The 18,966-nt window shown below is 60.9% G+C and carries 13 protein-coding genes; 6 read left to right on the top strand and 7 right to left on the bottom strand.

Annotated features, from left to right (window positions below):
* Positions 1–46: 46 nt before the first annotated feature.
* On the top strand, positions 47–424 hold the full coding sequence (locus tag U5A08_RS14700; RefSeq protein WP_253395946.1) for a response regulator: 378 nt from the start codon (positions 47–49) through the stop codon (positions 422–424).
* A 55-nt stretch (positions 425–479) separates the two neighbouring features.
* On the opposite strand, the gene U5A08_RS14695 is transcribed toward U5A08_RS14700, so the two are convergent.
* The 5 genes from U5A08_RS14695 to U5A08_RS14675 all read right to left on the bottom strand — a co-directional run bounded on the left by U5A08_RS14695 (position 480) and on the right by U5A08_RS14675 (position 10,732).
* Positions 480–5,240 carry an Mcf1 protease effector domain-containing protein gene (locus U5A08_RS14695; protein ID WP_321847237.1) on the bottom strand — a complete coding sequence of 1,587 codons (4,761 nt, stop codon included), beginning with the start codon at positions 5,238–5,240 and terminating at the stop codon, positions 480–482.
* A gap of 113 nt (positions 5,241–5,353) precedes the next feature.
* Positions 5,354–7,063 (bottom strand): ATP-binding protein, encoded by a 1,710-nt coding sequence (locus U5A08_RS14690; protein ID WP_321847236.1) that lies wholly within the window; start codon positions 7,061–7,063, stop codon positions 5,354–5,356.
* On the bottom strand, positions 7,063–8,562 hold the full coding sequence (locus tag U5A08_RS14685; RefSeq protein WP_253395942.1) for an ATPase domain-containing protein: 1,500 nt from the start codon (positions 8,560–8,562) through the stop codon (positions 7,063–7,065). Before U5A08_RS14685 ends, U5A08_RS14690 begins: the two co-directional genes overlap by 1 nt.
* Positions 8,563–8,703: 141 nt before the next feature.
* Positions 8,704–9,762, bottom strand: coding sequence for a tetratricopeptide repeat protein (locus tag U5A08_RS14680; protein WP_253395941.1), 1,059 nt, complete (start codon positions 9,760–9,762; stop codon positions 8,704–8,706).
* Positions 9,763–9,838: 76 nt separating this feature from the next.
* Positions 9,839–10,732 (bottom strand): bestrophin family protein, encoded by an 894-nt coding sequence (locus U5A08_RS14675; RefSeq protein ID WP_321847235.1) that lies wholly within the window; start codon positions 10,730–10,732, stop codon positions 9,839–9,841.
* A gap of 236 nt (positions 10,733–10,968) precedes the next feature.
* On the opposite strand from U5A08_RS14675, the gene U5A08_RS14670 reads away from it, so the two are divergent.
* From U5A08_RS14670 to U5A08_RS14650, 5 genes are read left to right on the top strand one after another with little or no spacing between them, the layout of a single operon-like run.
* On the top strand, positions 10,969–12,618 hold the full coding sequence (locus tag U5A08_RS14670) for an AMP-binding protein (RefSeq protein ID WP_321847234.1): 1,650 nt from the start codon (positions 10,969–10,971) through the stop codon (positions 12,616–12,618).
* A gap of 22 nt (positions 12,619–12,640) precedes the next feature.
* Positions 12,641–13,408: an SDR family NAD(P)-dependent oxidoreductase gene (locus U5A08_RS14665; protein ID WP_253395936.1), complete on the top strand. Its 768-nt coding sequence runs from the start codon at positions 12,641–12,643 to the stop codon at positions 13,406–13,408.
* 13 nt (positions 13,409–13,421) lie between these two features.
* Entirely contained in the window at positions 13,422–14,606 is a 1,185-nt protein-coding gene (locus U5A08_RS14660; RefSeq protein ID WP_321847233.1) for an acetyl-CoA C-acyltransferase, read from the top strand.
* A 9-nt stretch (positions 14,607–14,615) separates the two neighbouring features.
* Positions 14,616–15,743 carry an acyl-CoA dehydrogenase gene (locus U5A08_RS14655; RefSeq protein WP_321847232.1) on the top strand — a complete coding sequence of 376 codons (1,128 nt, stop codon included), beginning with the start codon at positions 14,616–14,618 and terminating at the stop codon, positions 15,741–15,743.
* Between the two features lie 14 nt (positions 15,744–15,757).
* Positions 15,758–16,531: an enoyl-CoA hydratase gene (locus U5A08_RS14650; protein ID WP_321847231.1), complete on the top strand. Its 774-nt coding sequence runs from the start codon at positions 15,758–15,760 to the stop codon at positions 16,529–16,531.
* A gap of 63 nt (positions 16,532–16,594) precedes the next feature.
* On the opposite strand, the gene U5A08_RS14645 is transcribed toward U5A08_RS14650, so the two are convergent.
* Positions 16,595–17,746: an acyl-CoA dehydrogenase family protein gene (locus U5A08_RS14645; protein WP_253395930.1), complete on the bottom strand. Its 1,152-nt coding sequence runs from the start codon at positions 17,744–17,746 to the stop codon at positions 16,595–16,597.
* A gap of 3 nt (positions 17,747–17,749) precedes the next feature.
* Positions 17,750–18,853 (bottom strand): enoyl-CoA hydratase/isomerase family protein, encoded by a 1,104-nt coding sequence (locus U5A08_RS14640; protein WP_321847230.1) that lies wholly within the window; start codon positions 18,851–18,853, stop codon positions 17,750–17,752.
* Between the last annotated feature and the right edge of the window lie 113 nt (positions 18,854–18,966).

The following is an 18,966-nucleotide window of genomic DNA, read 5'->3' as shown; positions in this document are numbered from 1 at the left end:
GACTGCATGGTCGTAAGTGCAGCAATTGACCGGACAAAGGCTTCCCATGAGTGAAGATGCACAAGACGTTGTTCTGATCGTCGAGGACGACGAATCGATTATGTTTGTCCTGGACGAATACCTCAAAGGCCTGGGCTTTCGGGTATTGAAGGCGATCAATGGCGAAGAGGCTTTTGAAATCCTCGCCAGTAAACCGCACCTGGACCTCATGGTGACTGACTATCGCCTGCCGGGCGGTATTTCCGGGGTGCAGATCGCCGAGCCGGCGATCAAGTTGCGCCCGGAGCTTAAAGTGATTTTTATCAGTGGCTATCCGCAGGAAATTCTTGACTGCAACAGCCCGATCACACGCAAGGCGCCGATCCTGGCCAAGCCGTTTGACCTGGATACGTTGCAAATGCGTATCCAGGAGTTGTTGGCGTGACACGTCCGTGTGTCAGTCAACGCTCGAATAGTCTCTGACCGGCGAGAAGTCAGGGTTACCAGGCAAGCACCTCGGCCTTTGCATGCGGATCAAGTACCCGTGCAGGGTTAGTCCCCTCGAAGAGCTCAAATGATCCATCGGGTTTTATGTCAATGCGGTTAGCCGTTGCGATCGTAGTGGAGGCCGGGTATTTGTTTGCGATGTTGAACACCACTTGTTCACTGGTGTGACTTTGCTTCAGTGCGATGCCTAATCCAGGGATGCTCCGGACATTATCACCGCCCACATAAATCACTTTGCTTCCCTGATCCAATTCCCCCTCCAGTTGTTTAAGTACCCTATGTTGTTCAGTCGTCGGCGTGCCGCCAGGGAAGTGCAGCAACGTTCGTTTCCGGTAGACACCGTCTTTCAAGTCGGTTAGCACTGCCAGTGCCGAACAGTCACCAATACCTCGGGTGCTGATGATTGACGTCGGGTCAGTGACGGTGACGTCCGTATAGTCCGACATATGGACGTAGTGGGTCTGAGCGGGGGGCTCCACGTTAGTGATAGTCGTAGGGATAGGGTCTTCATAAAGCCGTTTGATAGGTCTGTCATGAAGACTCGCAGTGCCTATCCACGACTCATTATGGTCGCTGATCTTGAATTCAAGTTTTTTGGGGTCATTGCTATAGGTCTTGTATTGGACGGGGAGATTCTTGCTATTGAATATTTTTTCGAGACCTCGCTTCATCATGGCCTCGCTTGAGAACTCGGCCACCCCAAAATTAGGGTCGTAAAAAAAGAACTTCTTACCGTCGCCGTCCGGCACGGACCCGGCCAGCATTGCATGGCCGGGGGAGTCGATCATCACGGTCTTGCCCTCGGGCGCGTTGGCCAGTTCCGTAATCATGTCCTGATACGTTACCTGGTGCTGCGGATTACCGGCGTGAAACATTGTCGGTGTGCTGATGCTCTTTTGCACGTCGCCTAAGGTGCGAGTAAATACTCGCGCCTCCTCGCTCCGCGGATCAGCGGCGGCGACGTACAGGTTGTCAATGAACACTCGCTCTTTTCCGTGAGCCTTGGCTGACGCAAATGTACGAGTAAGAGCGGCGCACTGACCCTCGGAAAGACGGTTGACCTGACTAAGGTAGAAGGCCTGAGGTACGGGGGTGAACGTCCCTCCGACGGCATTTACGTGGGCGTTGAAATGTTGTGTGCCGTTGAGCCCGTGCTGGACAGCCAGCCGTTCCTGCTGCCGGACTAATGTGCCCACTTCTTGTGCGGTGCGGTCTGGATGCAGTGCCAGTTTCATCACGTCTTCTGATTTCATCCCCTTGACGTAGCCTTTGATCAGTTCCGGCGCGCCGTCCTCATAGCCACTCTCAAAGGCTGCGCTGGGCGTCCCGTCGCCGTGGTGGCGATCGAGCAGTATTTCCCAATCTTTTCGGATCTGAATCGACGCCGGTGAGGGAGAGCGCTGCATGTTTTGCCACGCATGAAGCTCCGGACTGCCACCTCGTATCGACGGCTGGAAATCATCCAGTACTTTGCCGAACGGGCGCTGGGTCACTGTATCAAAGGCATACCATTTACCGTCTTGGAGTACAGCGCTACCTTGCAGGGTCTCACCGGACGTCTTGAACGTGCCCATCGCGGCGGCGTCGTATTGTTTGCTGGCGGCGACCAGGTCATAACGGGTGTGCGTGCCTCGCAGTTTCCGCAGGTCTTGAATCGTGTCAGTGATGACGCGTTTGCCGGCACTTGCCAACCCGCGCCCGGTCACGCGCAGTAAATCTGTCGCGCCGTCCAACGGGTTGACCAGGCTGATCGCCCCAAGCCCCAGGGTCTTGGCGGTACGCAAGGCCTTGCCACCCGCCGACAGCGTGCTGGTTGCAATTTTTGCGGCTTTGCCCACAGTCGCCGTCCCGGCCGTCAAGACGCCAAATATGTCGAGTGACAAGTCAACGATCCCTTCGCCGATATTGCCATCTATAAAGTTATTGATCGCCGAGCGGAATGGGATCAAGTCAAGAAGAAACGTGCTCAACTTCCTGTAGAAGGGAACCTCGGACTCAACCGTCGTAACCCCTCGAGCCTCGGCCTCCAGCGCTCCCCATACACTGCTGACCTTGGCCACCGTGGCACCGATGGCTGCGCTTCTAGGGCTGGCGAAACTATTCAGCGGGCCTCCGGTGTCGGTTTTTTCTTGTAGGAGCTGTTGGCGTTCAACAGCGCTGCTTTCATCGCGAATTGACAGGGTGACGGGGACCATGTCCGTGTAAGGCGTCCTGTTATCCCGTGGTTTTCCGTCTTCTATATGAGGCCCGGGCTGATAACCGGGCTGAAAATCCCCGAGATCCCGACGTTTGGTGAGGGTGTTTTTTTGGACATTGAGTTCATAGGTATGGGCCACCCCGTCGCGCATCACTTTCAACAGCACCGGATTGCCCTCGGCAGCCGGCACCCGGACGATACCGCTGGCCTGATGCTCACCGTGGAACTCCTTGAAGATCGACAGGCCCCCGTATTCGATATTCTGTCGGTCTTCCAGCGGTAACTGGGCGATCAGATGCTTGACCTGAGTGGCGACGCTGCTATCCAGGGCCTGACCAAACCGTTTGAACTCACTGACGAATTCCCTGCTGATATTCTTCAGGTTTTGCGTCTTGCTCAAGACCTCTTCAAGGGTGAAGTTGGGGGTGTTGGCGGCTGAGCGGCCGGGCCCCCTGCGCGGTGGCGTGTAGGGCTCAATCACCCATTGGTTGGGGCGTGGCCTATTGTCGCGCCTGGCCGGGTGGTAGGGCACCTTGGGCGGGTTGTGCAGCATGTTCTCCATGTACAAGTCCAATATCGAATAGGGCCCGGGTCGATCTTTATCGTAAGTGCCCAGTACGATGCACTTCAGCTCCAGGTGTACGTCATCACCCAGCGCCTTGCGCAATTCGGCCAGGGCCAACTCCTTGCGCGACGCAGGCACAGGCGTGCGCTGTGCTTTGGATGCGGCGCGCAGTTCGCCAACCTGTTGGTTAAAGGCGTCGGTAATGGTTTGCATATCCGCGGGCGACGTCACGCTCGTGACGATGCGGTTGGTCAGGCCCCACTCCTTGAGTGCTTCATGCTGGGCGACATATTCGATCTGACGCTGAGCCTGGGACACCGGGGCGATATCGGCGTACAACATGACCTCCCCGTAACTCATGGTTGATGCCCGGCCCGGCGTCTCAGCCTCTATGCGGGCCACCGCGGTACTGAAGCTGACGTGGGCGGGGGAGCCGTGAGTGACCGTGGCCGGGATATCCTTGACCAGCAACTCCGGCGCCTTGGAGGCCAGCTTCAGGTTGGCCTGGATAAGGGCTTTTTCCGGTGACGAAGCCTCTTTTGTGATGTAGTACAAATGGTCGGCCACGCGCTGGGCCGTCTCTGACAAAGGTTTGCCTTTAAGCTGCTGGCCGGCCAGGTCAAAGCCTGAAATGTGCTTCTGGGGCAAGTTTGCCTGGGTGAATGCATCGGTGTAATTCAGGTTCAAGGCCGCCATTAGCCAGTCATTGACGCTGCCTTTGACTGATAGGGTGTTGAACTTGGCCTGGATGGCCGCCCCTAGCGCCTGGCCCTTGGGCGACTGGATGATGCGGTCGAGCAGTTGTCGTGGGTTGCGAAGCTCGTGGGCTTCGACTGCCACACCTTGCATCAACGCTTCCAACACATTGCGATTGCTTCCCAGGTTCAGGTCGCCAACATTGCCATGCTGCAAGAATGCTAACAGTTGGCGCTGGGTGTCCGTACCGATCGGTTGCGGCCAGGACAGCGCGCCACCATAGTTGCCATGGGCGGGACTTCGCGGTGTGGGCGCGAGGAGGAATAGCTTGAGGTTCTCCACTTCCTGTGCAGTGCGGGGTTTTTCAAAGCCGTGGTATTCAAGAAAATCAGCCAGGCTGACCAGGCCTCCGTCCTGCGCGCCGCGGTCCTGTTCGTATGAGGAATGGGGGTTCAATTCGAAGGTGGTTTCACGCAGATACGCGGGAACCTGCGACAGCTCAAGGGCGCCGGAGGCAAGCACTGTCCCCAGGTACTTCAACAATACAGCGGCTTGGTGCCGGTTGTTGATATTCCCCAGCAGCGTCTGCTGCTGCTTGAGTGCATCCTCGCTGCGCTTTTCCTGGAGCCCAGGGAACACAGCGGGGTCAAGCGGAGCAAAGGTTTTATCGCGCTCCAGCTCGGCGGCACGTTGCTGGAAGTCGGAAGGGGCGATTCGCGTCGGCTCTTGGTAGAACTGCCCAACCAGCCAGGCCGGCGCACGGTTGGTGCTCCCGGACAACGGAAGGGGGAACGGCCGGTTCCTGTCGGAGATGATCCCTCCGGCATCCATTAACGGCCCTCGCACCGCCGACCAGTGCTTGTCGTCGCTCGCACGCAGCTGTAAGGGCGTATTGGGCGAAACGTCTGGGGTGACACGGTAGGTGACTTGACCGCTTTGCGGCACGATCTTGATCGAGCTGGGCAGGGCTCTGACCTGGCGCCGCCAGTCGAGGAACTCCGGAGATCGAGCGGCATCGCCCAGCAGGTTCCACCACTGACCGAAGGTTGAATCCGGCGGAATATCCACCATGATCGCGTTGTCGTGGACGGGAACGCCGCTGAAGCCCAGCAATGCCTTGCCGTAGTTCTGCGCCAATTCACTGTCGCCCCTGGCGCGGGGGGAATTGCCAGGGGCAGAGAGGTGAGGGCTTTTGCGGTCGGGCGCTACAGCTACCTGCGCAGCTGGCTCCAGCGTGTCGTTGGCGGTGGAAGGATGCGGGGACAAAGCGTGCGCAAGGCTGCTGGAAATCGTCATTGGTGGCGGCTCTATCATCAGGATTGGAAAATCCACTGGGTATAAATTCCGAGTCCCAGTGTTAATCCTTCGTACCGAAGCCCCTCGACCGATTCCATTTTTGAACCGTGGCTTTATTGCACTCTGTTGCTAGCCGCCTCCGGTTGGCTGGCGGCTGTGCGGATCATCTCCCTGACTTTCGCCGTCAACAGATCAAAGGTGAACGGCTTGGTAATCAACTGCATCCCAGGCTCCAGAAAACCACCGCGCACCGTCGCGTGTTCGGCATAACCGGTGATAAACAGCACCTTGAGTTCCGGTCGGATCTGCCGGCCGACTTCCGCCAGTTGCCGGCCGTTCATACCCGGCAGACCGACGTCGCTGATCATCAGGTCGATGCGCTGGTCGGACTCGATGATCGGCACGGCCGTGTTGGCATCGCCGGCTTCGATAAATGCGTAGCCGAGCTCTTTCAGCACGGCGCAGACCAGGACCCTGACCGCAGGGTCGTCCTCCACGATCAACACCGTTTCACCGGCATTGGCAAAGGGCAGACGCGCGGGGTTTGCCGCTTCGGCCACCACCATTTCACCGACGCAGCGTGGCAGGAACAGGCTGACCGTGGTGCCTTTTCCGACTTCGCTGTGGATCGTCACATGACCACCGGATTGCCGGGCAAAACCGTAAATCATCGACAGGCCGAGGCCGGTGCCCTGGCCGATGGGTTTGGTGGTGAAGAAAGGGTCGAAGACGCGCCCCATCACGCTTTCCGGGATACCGCAGCCGGTGTCGCTGACGCTCAATTCCACGTAGTCACCGGGTTGCAAGGTGCCGTAGGCCGCGGTGAACACACTGTCGAGATGACGGTTGCTGGTTTCCACGGTGAGATTGCCGCCGTTGGGCATGGCATCGCGTGCGTTGATCACCAGGTTGAGCAGTGCGCTTTCCAACTGGTTGGGGTCGGCCTCGGCGGTCCAGAGCGAGGCGCTGAGGCGCATGTCCAGGGCAATGCTTTCATTGATGCTGCGTTGCAACAGTTCGCCCATGAAGGTCACCAGTTGGTTGATCTCGACGGGTTTTGAATCCAGCGATTGCCGGCGGGAGAACGCCAGCAGGCGGTGGGTAAGGCCGGCGGCCCGGTTGGCGGAGGTGACGCCCAGATCGATCAGGCTGTCCAGGTCGTCCAATTTGCCGCGGGAGACGCGCCTGCGCAGTAACTCCAGGCTGCCGATGATGCCGGTGAGCATGTTGTTGAAGTCGTGGGCGATGCCGCCGGTCAATTGGCCAACGGCCTCCATTTTCTGCGATTGACGCAGCGCTTCTTCATTGCTGCGCAACTGCGCGGTGCGTTCTTCTACTTGCTGCTCAAGCGTCTCCAGCGTGCGTTGCAAGCGCAGTTCGCTTTCGCTGAGGTCGATCAGCCGGTCGCGCGCCTCGTATTGCCGCCGCCGACCGCGCAGTGCGGCGCTGACCAGGCTGATCAACGTCACAGGGTGGAAAGGCCGTTCGAGGAAGGTGACGTTGCCCAACAACCCGCTCAGGTGCGAGGAGCCGTTCTGCTCGGCGCCGCCGTGATGGGTCATCAATACGATGGGCAGATCCGACCACGCAGGCTGCTGGTGCAAATACTCGAGCAGCGGCTCCAGGTCAACGCCGTGCAAGGCTTCGGCCGCAATAATCAGCAGGCCGGCACCTTCTTCCAGTGCGCCGCACAAGGCCATCAGGCTAGTGGCGATCATGCCGCTGTAACCGGCCTCGTTGAGCATCATCAACGCCAACGCGCCGTCCCGCCCCATCGGCGCAAGAACGATTGCACGCTCGGAGACTGGAGATAAACCCGTCACTAGCCCTCATCCTTGAGCAGAGGCGAGCCGGCGCCCATGTACGTCGGGATACCGCGCAGTACGCCCTGAAAGTTATCGAGCGGCTCGCCCACGGTCATGCCCTGGCTGCTGATCCGGTATTCGCGAATGGTCGACTCATGGGGGCCGGTGCGTTTCTTGATGATGGAAATGGCGCGGCGCACCTTGCCCAGCGCTTCGAAATAGCGCAGCAGAATGACCGTGTCGGCAAGGTAGGTAATGTCGACGGGCGCCTGCATGTCACCGACCAGGCCGTGCTGGGCGACAGTCATGAAAGTGGCGGCGCCACGGCGGTTGAGGTACAGCAGCAGTTCGTGCATGTGCAGGATCAGTGCATTTTCTTCCGGCATGGCGGCCTGATAACCGTTGATGCTGTCGATGACCACGGTCTTGATCCCGCCCTCATCCACACAGCGCCGCACACGGTGGGAGAACTCGCCAGGGGACAACTCGGCCGCGTCGACTTGTTCGATCAGCAGGTTGCCGGTGGCTTGCAGCGCGGCAAGGTCGATGCCCATGTTTTTCATGCGCTCGAACAACAGGCCCAGTTCTTCGTCAAAGATGAACAGTGCGGCGTTTTCCCCCCGTGCCACGGCGGCGGCGGCAAACACCATCGAGATCAGCGACTTGCCGGTGCCCGCCGGGCCGAGGATCAGGCTGCTGGAACCGGTCTCGACCCCGCCGCCCATCAAGGCGTCCATTTCGCGAATGCCGCTGCTCAGGGTCTTTCGGGCGTAGCCGCCGCGATGCTCGGCCGCCACCAGGCGCGGGAACACATGCACGCCATCGCCCATGATGGTGAAATCGTGGAAGCCGCCCCGGTACTTTTGGCCACGGTACTTCACCACCCGCACACGGCGGCGTTCGGCACCGTAATTGGGCGTCAGTTCTTCCAGGCGAATCACCCCGTGGGCCACGCTGTGTACGGTTTTGTCGAGGGATTCGGTGGTCAGGTCATCGAGCAGCAATACCGTGGCGTCGTAGCGCACGAAGTAGTGCTTGATCGCCAGGATCTGCCGGCGATAACGCAGGGAGCTTTGCGCCAGCAGGCGGATCTCGGAGAGGCTGTCGACCACCACGCGGGTTGGCTTGACCCGTTCCACCACTTCAAAGATCTGCCGCGTGGCCTCGCCCAACTCGAGGTCGGAAGAGTACAGCAGGCTTTGCTGATGCTCGGCATTGAGCAGGCTTTCCGGCGGGGTCAGCTCGAAAATATGGATATTGTCATCCAGATCCCACCCGTGGGATCTCGCACCTTCGCGCAATTCACGCTCGGTTTCGGACAAGGTGATATAGAGCGAGCGTTCACCGTTCTTTGCCCCCGCCTGCAGGAAGTGCAGGGCGACGGTGGTTTTGCCGGTCCCTGGCTCGCCTTCGAGCAGAAACAGGTGGCTGCGGGACAGACCGCCGGAAAGAATGTCATCAAGACCTTCGATGCCAGTGGCCGCTTTTTCGGTTAATCGCGCGTTGGATGTAGACAAGAAGTGCCCTCAGGTCACATACGAGTAGAGGTGCGCGTTCGTTTGAGCGCGCCATAGCTTCTTGACCATGGCGTATCAGCGGGGTTCCACCTTATCGGGTTTTGTATGTGTGTCGGCGCTGGGGCCAGCGCTGCAGTTGGCCTACAGCCCCTGCTGCAGCGCCGGATCATCCGGGTTTTGCTGTTCCAACTGCGCCAGCAGCACTTGGACGTTCTGCAATTGGCCGCTTTCTGTCCAGTAGCTGACTAGCAGCACCCGCGCCTTGCGATTGGCCGGGTGGCGCTGGATGATTTCTTCCAACTGGCGCTGGGCCGCTTCGAGTTCCTCCTGGGCGTGCAGGGTGGTGGCCAGGTCGTACCGGTAATCCTGATTACTCGGTTCCAGCTCCACCGCCTTCGACAGGCCGAGCAACGCGTAAGCGCGCTCACCGTGGTGCAGCAACCACATGCCCAGGGCGTGTTGCAGGTACGCGGATTCGGGATGCGCCGCCAACTGGCGGGCCAGCAGTTGGCGCGACTCGTCGGTCTTGCCCTGTTTATCCAACAGTTCGATTTGCGCAACCACGGCCTGCAGGTTGTCCGGCTGCAGGCGCATTGCTTGCTCCAGGGCGTTTTGTGCCTGCGGCAACAGCGCGCTGTGGATATACAGGCGCGCCAGTTGGAGCCAACCTTCGGCGGTTTCAGGTTGCGCCTTGAGCTTCTTCACAAACTCATCGAGCACTTGCTGCAACGGCCCGAAATACAGGCCAAGGGTGTCGGGCGAGAGACCGAGCAACGCATTGGCGGCGGCAAAGCGCACGTCTTGTTGCGGATCGTCGAGTAATGGTCCGAGCAACAGGGTGCGCTGGCCCGTAGGCACCAGGCCGACGATGCTGTGAATCGCCGCTTCACGCACTTGCGGTGAGTCATCGGCCAGGTCCTTGTCGGCGAGCTTCAGTGCCTGGGGGCTGGGATAATTGGGCAGTTCGGCATGCAAGGCGACGCGGCGCTCGTCGGAAAGGTCCGGCCGGGCCAGTTGCTGATACAGCACGCGGGCGGCACCCGGTTCGCCGTTACGCGCTTGTTTCAAGGCTTTCGCGTAGCCATGGGCAATCGCGGGCGGCACGGCCACCGGGGTGGAATGGGAGAAATACCAGGTGATCAGCACAATCAACAACAGGGCGCACAGGCCGATGATGGAGTAACGGCGTGACTTTGACATGCAGGCGTCCGAGAGCTTAGGCAGCTAGGGCAAAGCCCTCAGCTTCGGTCAGACCACGGCGAGTGTCAAACCCGCATCAGGTCAGCACGTATTCCACCGGTTCCAGAGCCGGCGGCAACACCGTTTCGCCGAGGGCTGCCAGGATCTCGCGTTCCAGAGTCCGCACGATCGCATTGCAGGGCAGGTCGTTCTCATCGAAGCCGAAGGGATCTTCCAGATCGTCGCCGATTTCGTCGAGACCAAAGAAGGTGTAGCTGACGATCGCGGTGAACACCGGCGTGAGCCAGCCCAACGGTTCGGCCATGGCAAACGGCAGCAGGATGCAGAACAGGTAAATGGTGCGGTGCAGCAGCAGGGTGTAGGGGAAGGGCAGCGGTGTGCTTTTGATCCGCTCACACGCCGCCTGCACCTGGCTCAGGCTGACCAGCCGGGTCTCCAGTTGGGTGTAGCGCCATTCGCTGAGCACGCCCCGTTCGGCCAGCCCGGAAAACCGCGCGCCGAGCTGTTGCAGTACCTGGTCCGGGAGGTTGGGGTGGCCTGAGTCGACTGCGATCCAGGGCTTTAGCGCTTGGGCTTCATCTTCCAGGCGCAGACGCGCGATCAACCCATGGGCAAAACCGCAGAGGCCGCGCAGTAGGCTGGCCCGTTCCAGCGGGTCGCTGAGCACCTGGGTTTCACGGATCAGTGAGCGCACTTCGATGATCATCTGCCCGAGTTGCTTGCGGCCTTCCCACCAGCGGTCGTAGCAGGCGTTGTTGCGAAAACTCATGAAGATCGATAGCGACAGCCCGAGCAGGGTGAACGGCGTGGCATTGACCTTGGAGAAATACGCCGGGTGCAGGGTTTCCACCAGCACGATGACCGAGGCCAACAACGTGACCAGCAAGCTGCGCAGGGCGATGCGCTTGGCGATCGAGCCCTTGAGCGAGAACAGAATGCCCAGCAGGTTGGGTTTGGGGCGAACAATCATCGGGAGGGGCTTCTTCGGTGGCGCAGGCCATCAGGTTAGAAGCTGGCGTGCGGGGCGTCCAATCGCTTGGGCCGACCGCTTGATCGGCGGGGTCTATGATCAAGCGGCATTGGCCAAACCAGTCAGGCATGTTGGTGGCTTTGACCATTGCTGCTACAGCGCTCTAGAGCCACTATTTCCGCGGTTCTTGTCCGAAAAAACGTCCTGAAAATAAAAATACTGAAGGATCTGAAGCGATGCGTGACTATTTGGCTGCCACTACCGAGTTCGATTACCAACACACCGTCGACAGCACCTTGGCCGGAAACCTGCAGGGCCTCAATGCCTGCGTGGAATGCTGCGACCGGCATGCATTGCCAGGGCGCATTGCGCTGTTCTGGGAAGGCAAGGATGGGCGCAGTGCCACGTCCACCTTCAGCGACTTGCAGGACCAGGCTTCGCGCTTCGCCAATTTCCTGCTGGCCCAGGGCGTCAAACGCGGCGACAAGGTGGCCGGCCTGTTGCCACGCACCGCCGAATTGCTGGTGGTGGTCCTCGCGACCTGGCGCATCGGCGCCGTCTATCAACCGCTGTTTACGGCCTTCGGCCCCAAGGCCATTGAACACCGCCTGAGCAGCTCCGGCGCAGCCGTGGTGGTCACCGATGCGGTGAACCGACCCAAACTCGCCGAAGTGGAAGGCTGCCCGACGATCGTGACGGTCACTGGCGCCAACGGCGAAGGCCTGGTGCGCGGTGATTTCAGTTTCTGGGCCGAGCTGGCCAATTACTCCAACCACTGCGAGCCGGTGCTGCTGGGCGCAGACGAGCCGTTCCTGCTGATGTTCACCTCGGGCACCACCGGCCCGTCGAAAGCGCTGTCGGTGCCGCTCAAGGCCATTGTTGCGTTCCAGAGCTACACCCGCGACGCCATCGACCTGCGCCCTGAAGACGCGTTCTGGAACGTCGCCGACCCGGGTTGGGCCTACGGCATCTATTTCGGCGTGACCGGGCCTTTGTCCATGGGCCATCCGATTACCTTCTACGATGGCCCGTTCACCCTGGAAAGCACCTGCCGGGTCATCAATAAATACGCGATCACCAACCTGGCCGGCTCGCCGACTGCGTATCGCCTGTTGATTGCCGGCGGCGAGCAATTCGCCCGCTCGATCAAGGGCAAGCTGCGTATCGTCAGCAGCGCCGGCGAGCCGCTGAACCCGGAAGTGATCCGCTGGTTTGCCGACAACCTGGGGGTGACCATCCATGACCACTACGGCCAGACCGAGCTGGGCATGGTGCTGTGCAACCACCACGGCCTGGAACATCCGGTGCATGTCGGGTCGGCGGGTTTTGCCTCGCCGGGGCATCGCATCGTGGTGCTGGACGACGATCACCAGGAGTTGCCTGCTGGCCAGCCGGGGATTCTCGCCATCGACCGCGAGCAATCGCCGATGTGCTGGTTCGCCGGCTATGACGGCGCGCGGACCAAGGCCTTTGTCGGCAAGTACTACCTCAGCGGCGATACCGTCGAACTGAACCCGGACGGCAGCATCAGCTTCGTCGGACGCAGTGACGATGTGATCACCACCTCTGGCTACCGCGTCGGCCCGTTCGACGTGGAAAGTGCGCTGGTCGAACACCCGGCGGTGGTGGAAGCGGCGGTCGTCGGCAAACCCGACCCGGAACGCACCGAGCTGGTCAAAGCCTTCGTGGTGATCAACGAGCAGTTCCGCGCAACCCCCGAGCTGGCCGAGGAACTGCGCCTGCATGTACGCCAGCGCCTCGCCGCGCATGCCTACCCGCGGGAAATCGAATTTGTCAGCGACTTGCCCAAGACCCCGAGCGGCAAGCTGCAACGCTTTATTTTGCGTAATCAGGAAATCGCCAAGGCGCAAGCCGCGTTGGCCTGATCCACTTTTCAAGGAAACAATGATGCAGATTGAAAACAAGGTTTTTCTGGTCAGCGGCGGCGCGTCGGGCCTCGGTGCCGCCACCGCTGAAATGCTGGTCGCTGCCGGTGCCAAAGTGATGCTGGTGGACATGAATGCCGACGCGGTCGCGGCCAAAGCCAAACAGCTGGGCGACAACGCCCGTAGCGCCGTGGCGGACATCAGCCAGGAAGCCGCTGCCGAAGCCGCCGTGCAGGCCACCGTTGCCGCCTTTGGTGGCTTGCACGGGCTGGTGAATTGCGCCGGTGTGGTGCGCGGCGAGAAGATCCTCGGCAAGAACGGCCCCCATGGGCTGGCCAGCTTTGCCCAGGTGATCAACGTCAACCTGATCGGCAGCTTCAACCTGCTGCGCCTGGCCGCTGCGGCCATTGCAGAAACCCAGGCGGATGCCGACGGTGAGCGCGGCGTGATCATCAATACCGCGTCGGTGGCGGCGTTTGACGGGCAGGTCGGCCAGGCGGCATATGCCGCGTCCAAAGGTGCGATCGCCAGCCTGACACTGCCCGCCGCGCGGGAGCTGGCGCGCTTCGGCATTCGGGTGATGACCATCGCCCCCGGCATTTTCGAAACCCCGATGATGGCGGGCATGACCCCGGAAGTCCGCGACTCCCTGGCCGCCGGGGTGCCGTTCCCGCCGCGCCTGGGCAAACCGAGCGAATATGCCGCGCTGGTCCGGCACATCATTGAAAACAGCATGCTCAATGGCGAGGTGATCCGTCTCGACGGTGCCTTGCGCATGGCAGCCAAGTAAGAGAGGAAGCGTCATGAGCGATCCCATCGTAATTGTCAGCGCCGCGCGCACCCCCATGGGCGCGTTCCAGGGCGATCTCAAAGGCCTGACCGCGCCGCAACTCGGCTCCGCGGCGATTCGCGCCGCCGTCGAGCGTGCCGGTATCGCCAGCGATGCCGTGGATGAAGTGCTGTTTGGCTGTGTATTGCCGGCCGGTCTCGGCCAAGCCCCCGCACGCCAGGCCGCCCTTGGCGCCGGGCTGGACAAGGCCACCCGCTGCACCACCCTCAATAAAATGTGCGGCTCGGGCATGGAGGCGACGATGCTTGCCCATGACTCGCTGCTGGCCGGCAGCGTTGACGTGGTGATTGCTGGCGGTATGGAAAGCATGTCCAACGCCCCATATCTGCTGGACCGCGCACGCAGCGGCTACCGCATGGGCCACGGCCGCGTGTTGGATCATATGTTCCTCGACGGCCTGGAAGATGCCTACGACAAAGGCCGCCTGATGGGCACCTTTGCCGAGGACTGCGCACAACATAACGGCTTTACCCGCGAGGCCCAGGATGCGTTTGCCATTGCGTCCCTGAGCCGTGCGCAAGCGGCGATCAGCAATGGCAGCTTCGCGGCCGAGATCGTCCCGGTGCAGGTTACGGTAGGTAAAGAGCAAAAAACCGTCCTGCATGATGAGCAACCGCCCAAAGCCAAGCCGGACAAGATCGCCAGCCTGAAACCGGCGTTCCGTGAAGGCGGGACAGTGACGGCGGCCAACTCCAGTTCAATTTCCGACGGCGCGGCGGCTTTGCTCTTGATGCGCCAGTCCGAGGCGCACAAGCGCGGGCTGCAACCCTTGGCGGTGATCCGTGGGCATGCGGCGTTTGCCGATGAACCGGGCCTGTTTCCGGTAGCGCCGGTGGGGGCGATCCGCAAGCTGATGAGCAAGACCGGCTGGAACCTGAACGAAGTGGACCTGTTCGAAATCAACGAAGCCTTTGCCGTGGTCAGCCTGGTGACCATGAGCAAGCTGGATATCCCCCACGACAAGGTCAACATTCATGGCGGCGCCTGTGCCTTGGGTCACCCGATCGGCGCGTCCGGTGCGCGGATTCTGGTGACGCTGCTGTCGGCCCTGCGCCAGAAAGGCCTCAAGCGTGGCGTCGCCGCTATCTGCATCGGCGGTGGTGAAGCCACAGCCATGGCCGTCGAATGCCTGTATTAAGGATTGACCATGCTACCCAATGACGAACAACTGCAAATCAGCGACGCGGCCCGACAATTCGCCCAGGAACGCCTGAAACCGTTCGCGGCCGAGTGGGACCGCGAGCACCGCTTTCCCAAGGAGGCCATCGGTGAAATGGCCGAACTGGGCTTCTTCGGCATGCTGGTGCCGGAACAGTGGGGTGGTTGCGACACCGGCTACCTGGCCTACGCCATGGCTCTGGAAGAAATTGCTGCCGGCGACGGGGCTTGCTCGACCATCATGAGCGTACACAACTCGGTGGGGTGCGTGCCGATCCTCACGTTCGGCAACGACCAGCAGAAAGAGCACTTTCTCAAGCCGCTGGCCAGTGGCGCGATGCTTGGCGCCTTCGCATTGACCGAGCCCCAGGCCGGTTCCGATGCCAGCAGCCTGAAAACCCGTGCACGCCTCGAAGGCGACCACTACGTGTTGAACGGCTGCAAACAATTCATCACCTCCGGGCAAAACGCCGGCATCGTGATTGTGTTTGCTGTCACTGACCCGGCGGCGGGCAAGCGCGGCATCAGCGCGTTTATCGTGCCGACGGATTCGCCGGGCTACACGGTGGCGCGGGTTGAGGACAAGCTGGGCCAGCATGCGTCGGACACTTGCCAGATCCTGTTCGAAGACGTCAAGGTGCCGCTCGCCAATCGTCTGGGGGAGGAGGGCGAAGGCTACCGCATTGCCCTAGCCAACCTCGAAGGCGGGCGGGTCGGCATTGCCTCGCAATCGGTGGGCATGGCCCGCGCTGCCTTTGAAGCGGCGCGCGACTATGCCCGCGAGCGCGAAAGTTTTGGCAAAACCTTGATCGAACACCAGGCCGTGGCCTTCCGCCTGGCGGACATGGCCACGCAAATCGCCGTCGCACGGCAAATGGTGCATTACGCCGCCGCCCTGCGTGACAGCGGCAAGCCGGCGCTGGTCGAGGCGTCCATGGCCAAGCTGTTCGCCTCGGAAATGGCCGAGAAAGTCTGCTCCGCCGCCTTGCAAACCTTGGGCGGTTACGGTTACCTGAGCGACTTTCCCTTGGAGCGGATCTACCGCGATGTGCGGGTCTGCCAGATTTACGAAGGCACCAGCGATATTCAGCGCATGGTCATCTCACGCAATCTTTAAGAAGGAGCCACTACATGAGTTATGAAACTATTTTGCTCGACGTGCAGGGCCGTGTCGGGTTGATCACCCTTAACCGTCCGCAAGCCCTGAACGCGTTGAACGCACAATTGATCAACGAGTTGAATCAGGCGCTGGATGACCTGGAACGCAACCCTGAAATCGGCTGCATCGTGCTGACCGGCTCGAAAAAAGCCTTCGCCGCTGGCGCCGACATCAAGGAAATGGCCGAGCTGACCTACCCGCAGATCTATATCGACGACCTGTTCAGCGCCGCCGATCGCGTGGCCAACCGTCGCAAGCCGATCATCGCTGCCGTCAACGGCTTCGCCCTGGGCGGCGGCTGTGAGTTGGCGCTGATGTGCGATTTCATCCTCGCCGGCGACAGCGCCAAGTTTGGCCAGCCGGAAATCAACCTGGGCGTGCTGCCGGGCATGGGCGGCACCCAGCGCCTGACCCGCGCCGTGGGCAAGGCCAAAGCCATGGAAATGTGCCTGACCGGGCGCTTTATCGATGCGGTGGAAGCCGAGCGTTGCGGGGTTGTAGCGCGCATTGTCCCGGCCGATGAACTGCTCGAAGAAGCGCTGAAAGTCGCCACGCTGATTGCCGGCAAGTCGGTGCCGATCAGCATGATGGTCAAGGAAAGTGTGAACCGGGCGTTTGAAGTGAGCCTGTCGGAAGGCGTGCGCTTTGAGCGTCGGGTATTCCATGCGGCGTTTGCGACGCAGGATCAGAAGGAAGGCATGGCGGCATTCGTGGCCAAGCGCGCGCCCGAGTTCAAAGACCAATAACCTGCCTATAAACACTGTGGGAGCGGGAAAGCCCGCTCCCACAGAAGGTTTGTGGTGTGTCAGTCAGAGTTGGTAGTTCTTCAGCTCCCGCGCAATCACCATCCGCTGAATCTCGCTGGTGCCTTCGTAGATCTGCGTGATCCGCGCATCGCGGTAGTACCGCTCCACCGGATAATCCTCCAGATACCCATACCCGCCATGAATCTGCATCGCCGAGGAGCAGACCTTCTCGGCCATTTCCGAAGCGAACAGCTTGGCTTGGGACGCTTCCGACAGGCACGGCTTGCCCGCACTGCGCAGGCGTGCGGCGTGCAGGATCAGCAAGCGTGCAGCATTCAGCCGGGTTTGCATGTCGGCCAGCAGGTTGGCCACGCTCTGGTGCTCGATGATGGCCTTGTCGAACTGCACCCGGTCACGGGCATACGCCAGCGCCGCTTCAAACGCAGCACGGGCGATGCCCAGGGCTTGAGCGGCAATGCCGATGCGGCCGCCTTCCAGGTTGGACAGCGCAATCGCCAGGCCTTTGCCGCGCTCACCCAGCAGGTTGGCCTCAGGCACGCTGCACTGGTTGAGGGTAACGGCGCAGGTGTCCGAGGCGCGGATGCCCATCTTGTGTTCGGTACGATCAACCACGAAGCCCGGCGTGTCCGTCGGCACCAGGAAGGCAGAAATGCCGCGCTTGCCCAGTTCCGGATCGGTCACCGCAAACACAATCGCCAACTTGGCGCGCTTGCCGTTGCTGACAAACTGCTTGGCGCCATTGATCACCCACTGGCCATCGCGCAGTTCGGCACGGGTGCGCAGGTTGTGGGCCTCAGAGCCGGCCTGGGGTTCGGTCAGGCAGAAGCAGCCGATGGCCTGGCCGCTGGCGAGTTCCGCCAGCCAGGTTTGTTTCTGCTCTGTTGTGCCGTAGTTGAGGATCGGCCCGCAACCCACTGAATTATGGATACTCATCAGCGCGCCCGTGGCACCGTCACCGGCGGAAATCTCCTCCACAGCCAAGGCATACGCCACGTAATCGACATAGGTACCGCCCCATTCTTCCGGTACCACCATGCCCAGCAATCCCAGCTCACCCATCTTCGCCACCAGGGCGTCATCGATCCAGCCAGCTTTTTCCCAGGCCTGGGCGTGAGGAGCGATTTCGCCACGGGCAAAGTCACGCGCCATGTCGCGAATCATGATTTGTTCTTCAGTGTATTCAATATCTTGCATGGCTTATCTCGCAACCTGCGTGAAGTTGTGGAAGAAGCTTTCCACGTGGCTCGTGTCCAGCTCATAGAGCGTCGCTGGGTTCCAGCGCGGGCTTTTGTCCTTGTCGATGATCAGCGCGCGGACGCCTTCAATCAGGTCGCCACGCTCGAACCACTGGCGGTCCAGGTGCAGTTCCAGGGCGAAACACCGCTCCAGCGGCAAACGGCGCCCGCGCCGCAGCATTTCCAGGGTCACGGCCATGGCCAGCGGCGAACGGGTTTGCATCAGGTTGGCCGTGGTCAAGGCCCATTCATGGCTGTTGGCGACGGTCACTTGCTGCAGTTGCTCGACAATGCTCGGCACGTCCGGCAAGGCAAAGAAATGGTCGATGGCGGGGCGCAAGGCGGCGAGCGGGGCGTCGGGCAGTTGTTGCACGGCCAGCTTGGCCAGCACGCCTTGCAGGTCCTTTAGAGGGGAGTCTTGCCATTGCAGTTGATCGAGTTTCTGGTCGAGGTCGGCCAGTTTGGTGCTGTCCAGGTACCAGTCCGCCAGCCCGCAATACAACGCATCGGCCGCACGAATCTGCACGCCGGTGACGCCCAGGTAAATGCCCAGCTCGCCAGGAATGCGCGGCAGGAAATAACTGCCGCCCACGTCGGGGAAGTAACCGATCGCCACTTCCGGCATCGCCAGGCGGCTGCGTTCGGTGACCACACGCAGATCCGCGCCCTGTACCAGGCCCATGCCGCCGCCGAGGACGAAGCCGTCCATCAGGGCCAGTACCGGTTTGCGGTAATGGTGGATGGCCAGGTCGAGGGCGTATTCCTCGACGAAGAAATCCTCGTGCAGGGTGTCGCCGTTCTTGAAACTGTCGTAGAGCGAGCGAATATCGCCGCCCGCACAGAAGGCCTTTTCACCGGCACCGCGCAGGACCACGGCATATACCTGGGGATCATCTGCCCAGGCCTGTAGCTGTTGGGCCAGGCCGCGAACCATGTTCAGGTTGATGGCGTTCAAGCCGGCGGGGCGATTGAGGGTGAGGTGGCCAACATGGTTGCGGACGTCGGCCAGTACCTCTTCCTGAAGAATGTCGGCGTGGCTTGCCTCGGATGAAACCTGAGCAGTCATCTGTAACTCCCTGCTTTTATTGTTCTTTAAACAAGATGTTCGCGGACGAACCATCTCGCGATCGTACCAGTGCAAATTTGCCCAGTACAACCTTGAATCATGCAGGTCGTTTT

Origin of the sequence: Pseudomonas paraveronii (assembly GCF_963681955.1) — a bacterium.
GTDB lineage: Bacteria > Pseudomonadota > Gammaproteobacteria > Pseudomonadales > Pseudomonadaceae > Aquipseudomonas > Aquipseudomonas paraveronii.
Note: the sequence above shows the minus strand (reverse complement) of the source record. Positions and strands in the feature narration are given on the sequence as shown.

Excerpts from the sequence above, each read along its gene's own strand:
- U5A08_RS14700 (WP_253395946.1), top strand. The coding sequence starts at position 47 with ATGAGTGAAGATGCACAAGACGTTGTTCTGATCGTCGAGGACGACGAA.
- U5A08_RS14695 (WP_321847237.1), bottom strand. The coding sequence starts at position 5,240 with ATGACGATTTCCAGCAGCCTTGCGCACGCTTTGTCCCCGCATCCTTCC.
- U5A08_RS14680 (WP_253395941.1), bottom strand. The coding sequence starts at position 9,762 with ATGTCAAAGTCACGCCGTTACTCCATCATCGGCCTGTGCGCCCTGTTG.
- U5A08_RS14675 (WP_321847235.1), bottom strand. The coding sequence starts at position 10,732 with ATGATTGTTCGCCCCAAACCCAACCTGCTGGGCATTCTGTTCTCGCTC.
- U5A08_RS14670 (WP_321847234.1), top strand. The coding sequence starts at position 10,969 with ATGCGTGACTATTTGGCTGCCACTACCGAGTTCGATTACCAACACACC.
- U5A08_RS14665 (WP_253395936.1), top strand. The coding sequence starts at position 12,641 with ATGCAGATTGAAAACAAGGTTTTTCTGGTCAGCGGCGGCGCGTCGGGC.
- U5A08_RS14660 (WP_321847233.1), top strand. The coding sequence starts at position 13,422 with ATGAGCGATCCCATCGTAATTGTCAGCGCCGCGCGCACCCCCATGGGC.
- U5A08_RS14655 (WP_321847232.1), top strand. The coding sequence starts at position 14,616 with ATGCTACCCAATGACGAACAACTGCAAATCAGCGACGCGGCCCGACAA.
- U5A08_RS14650 (WP_321847231.1), top strand. The coding sequence starts at position 15,758 with ATGAGTTATGAAACTATTTTGCTCGACGTGCAGGGCCGTGTCGGGTTG.
- U5A08_RS14645 (WP_253395930.1), bottom strand. The coding sequence starts at position 17,746 with ATGCAAGATATTGAATACACTGAAGAACAAATCATGATTCGCGACATG.
- U5A08_RS14640 (WP_321847230.1), bottom strand. The coding sequence starts at position 18,853 with ATGACTGCTCAGGTTTCATCCGAGGCAAGCCACGCCGACATTCTTCAG.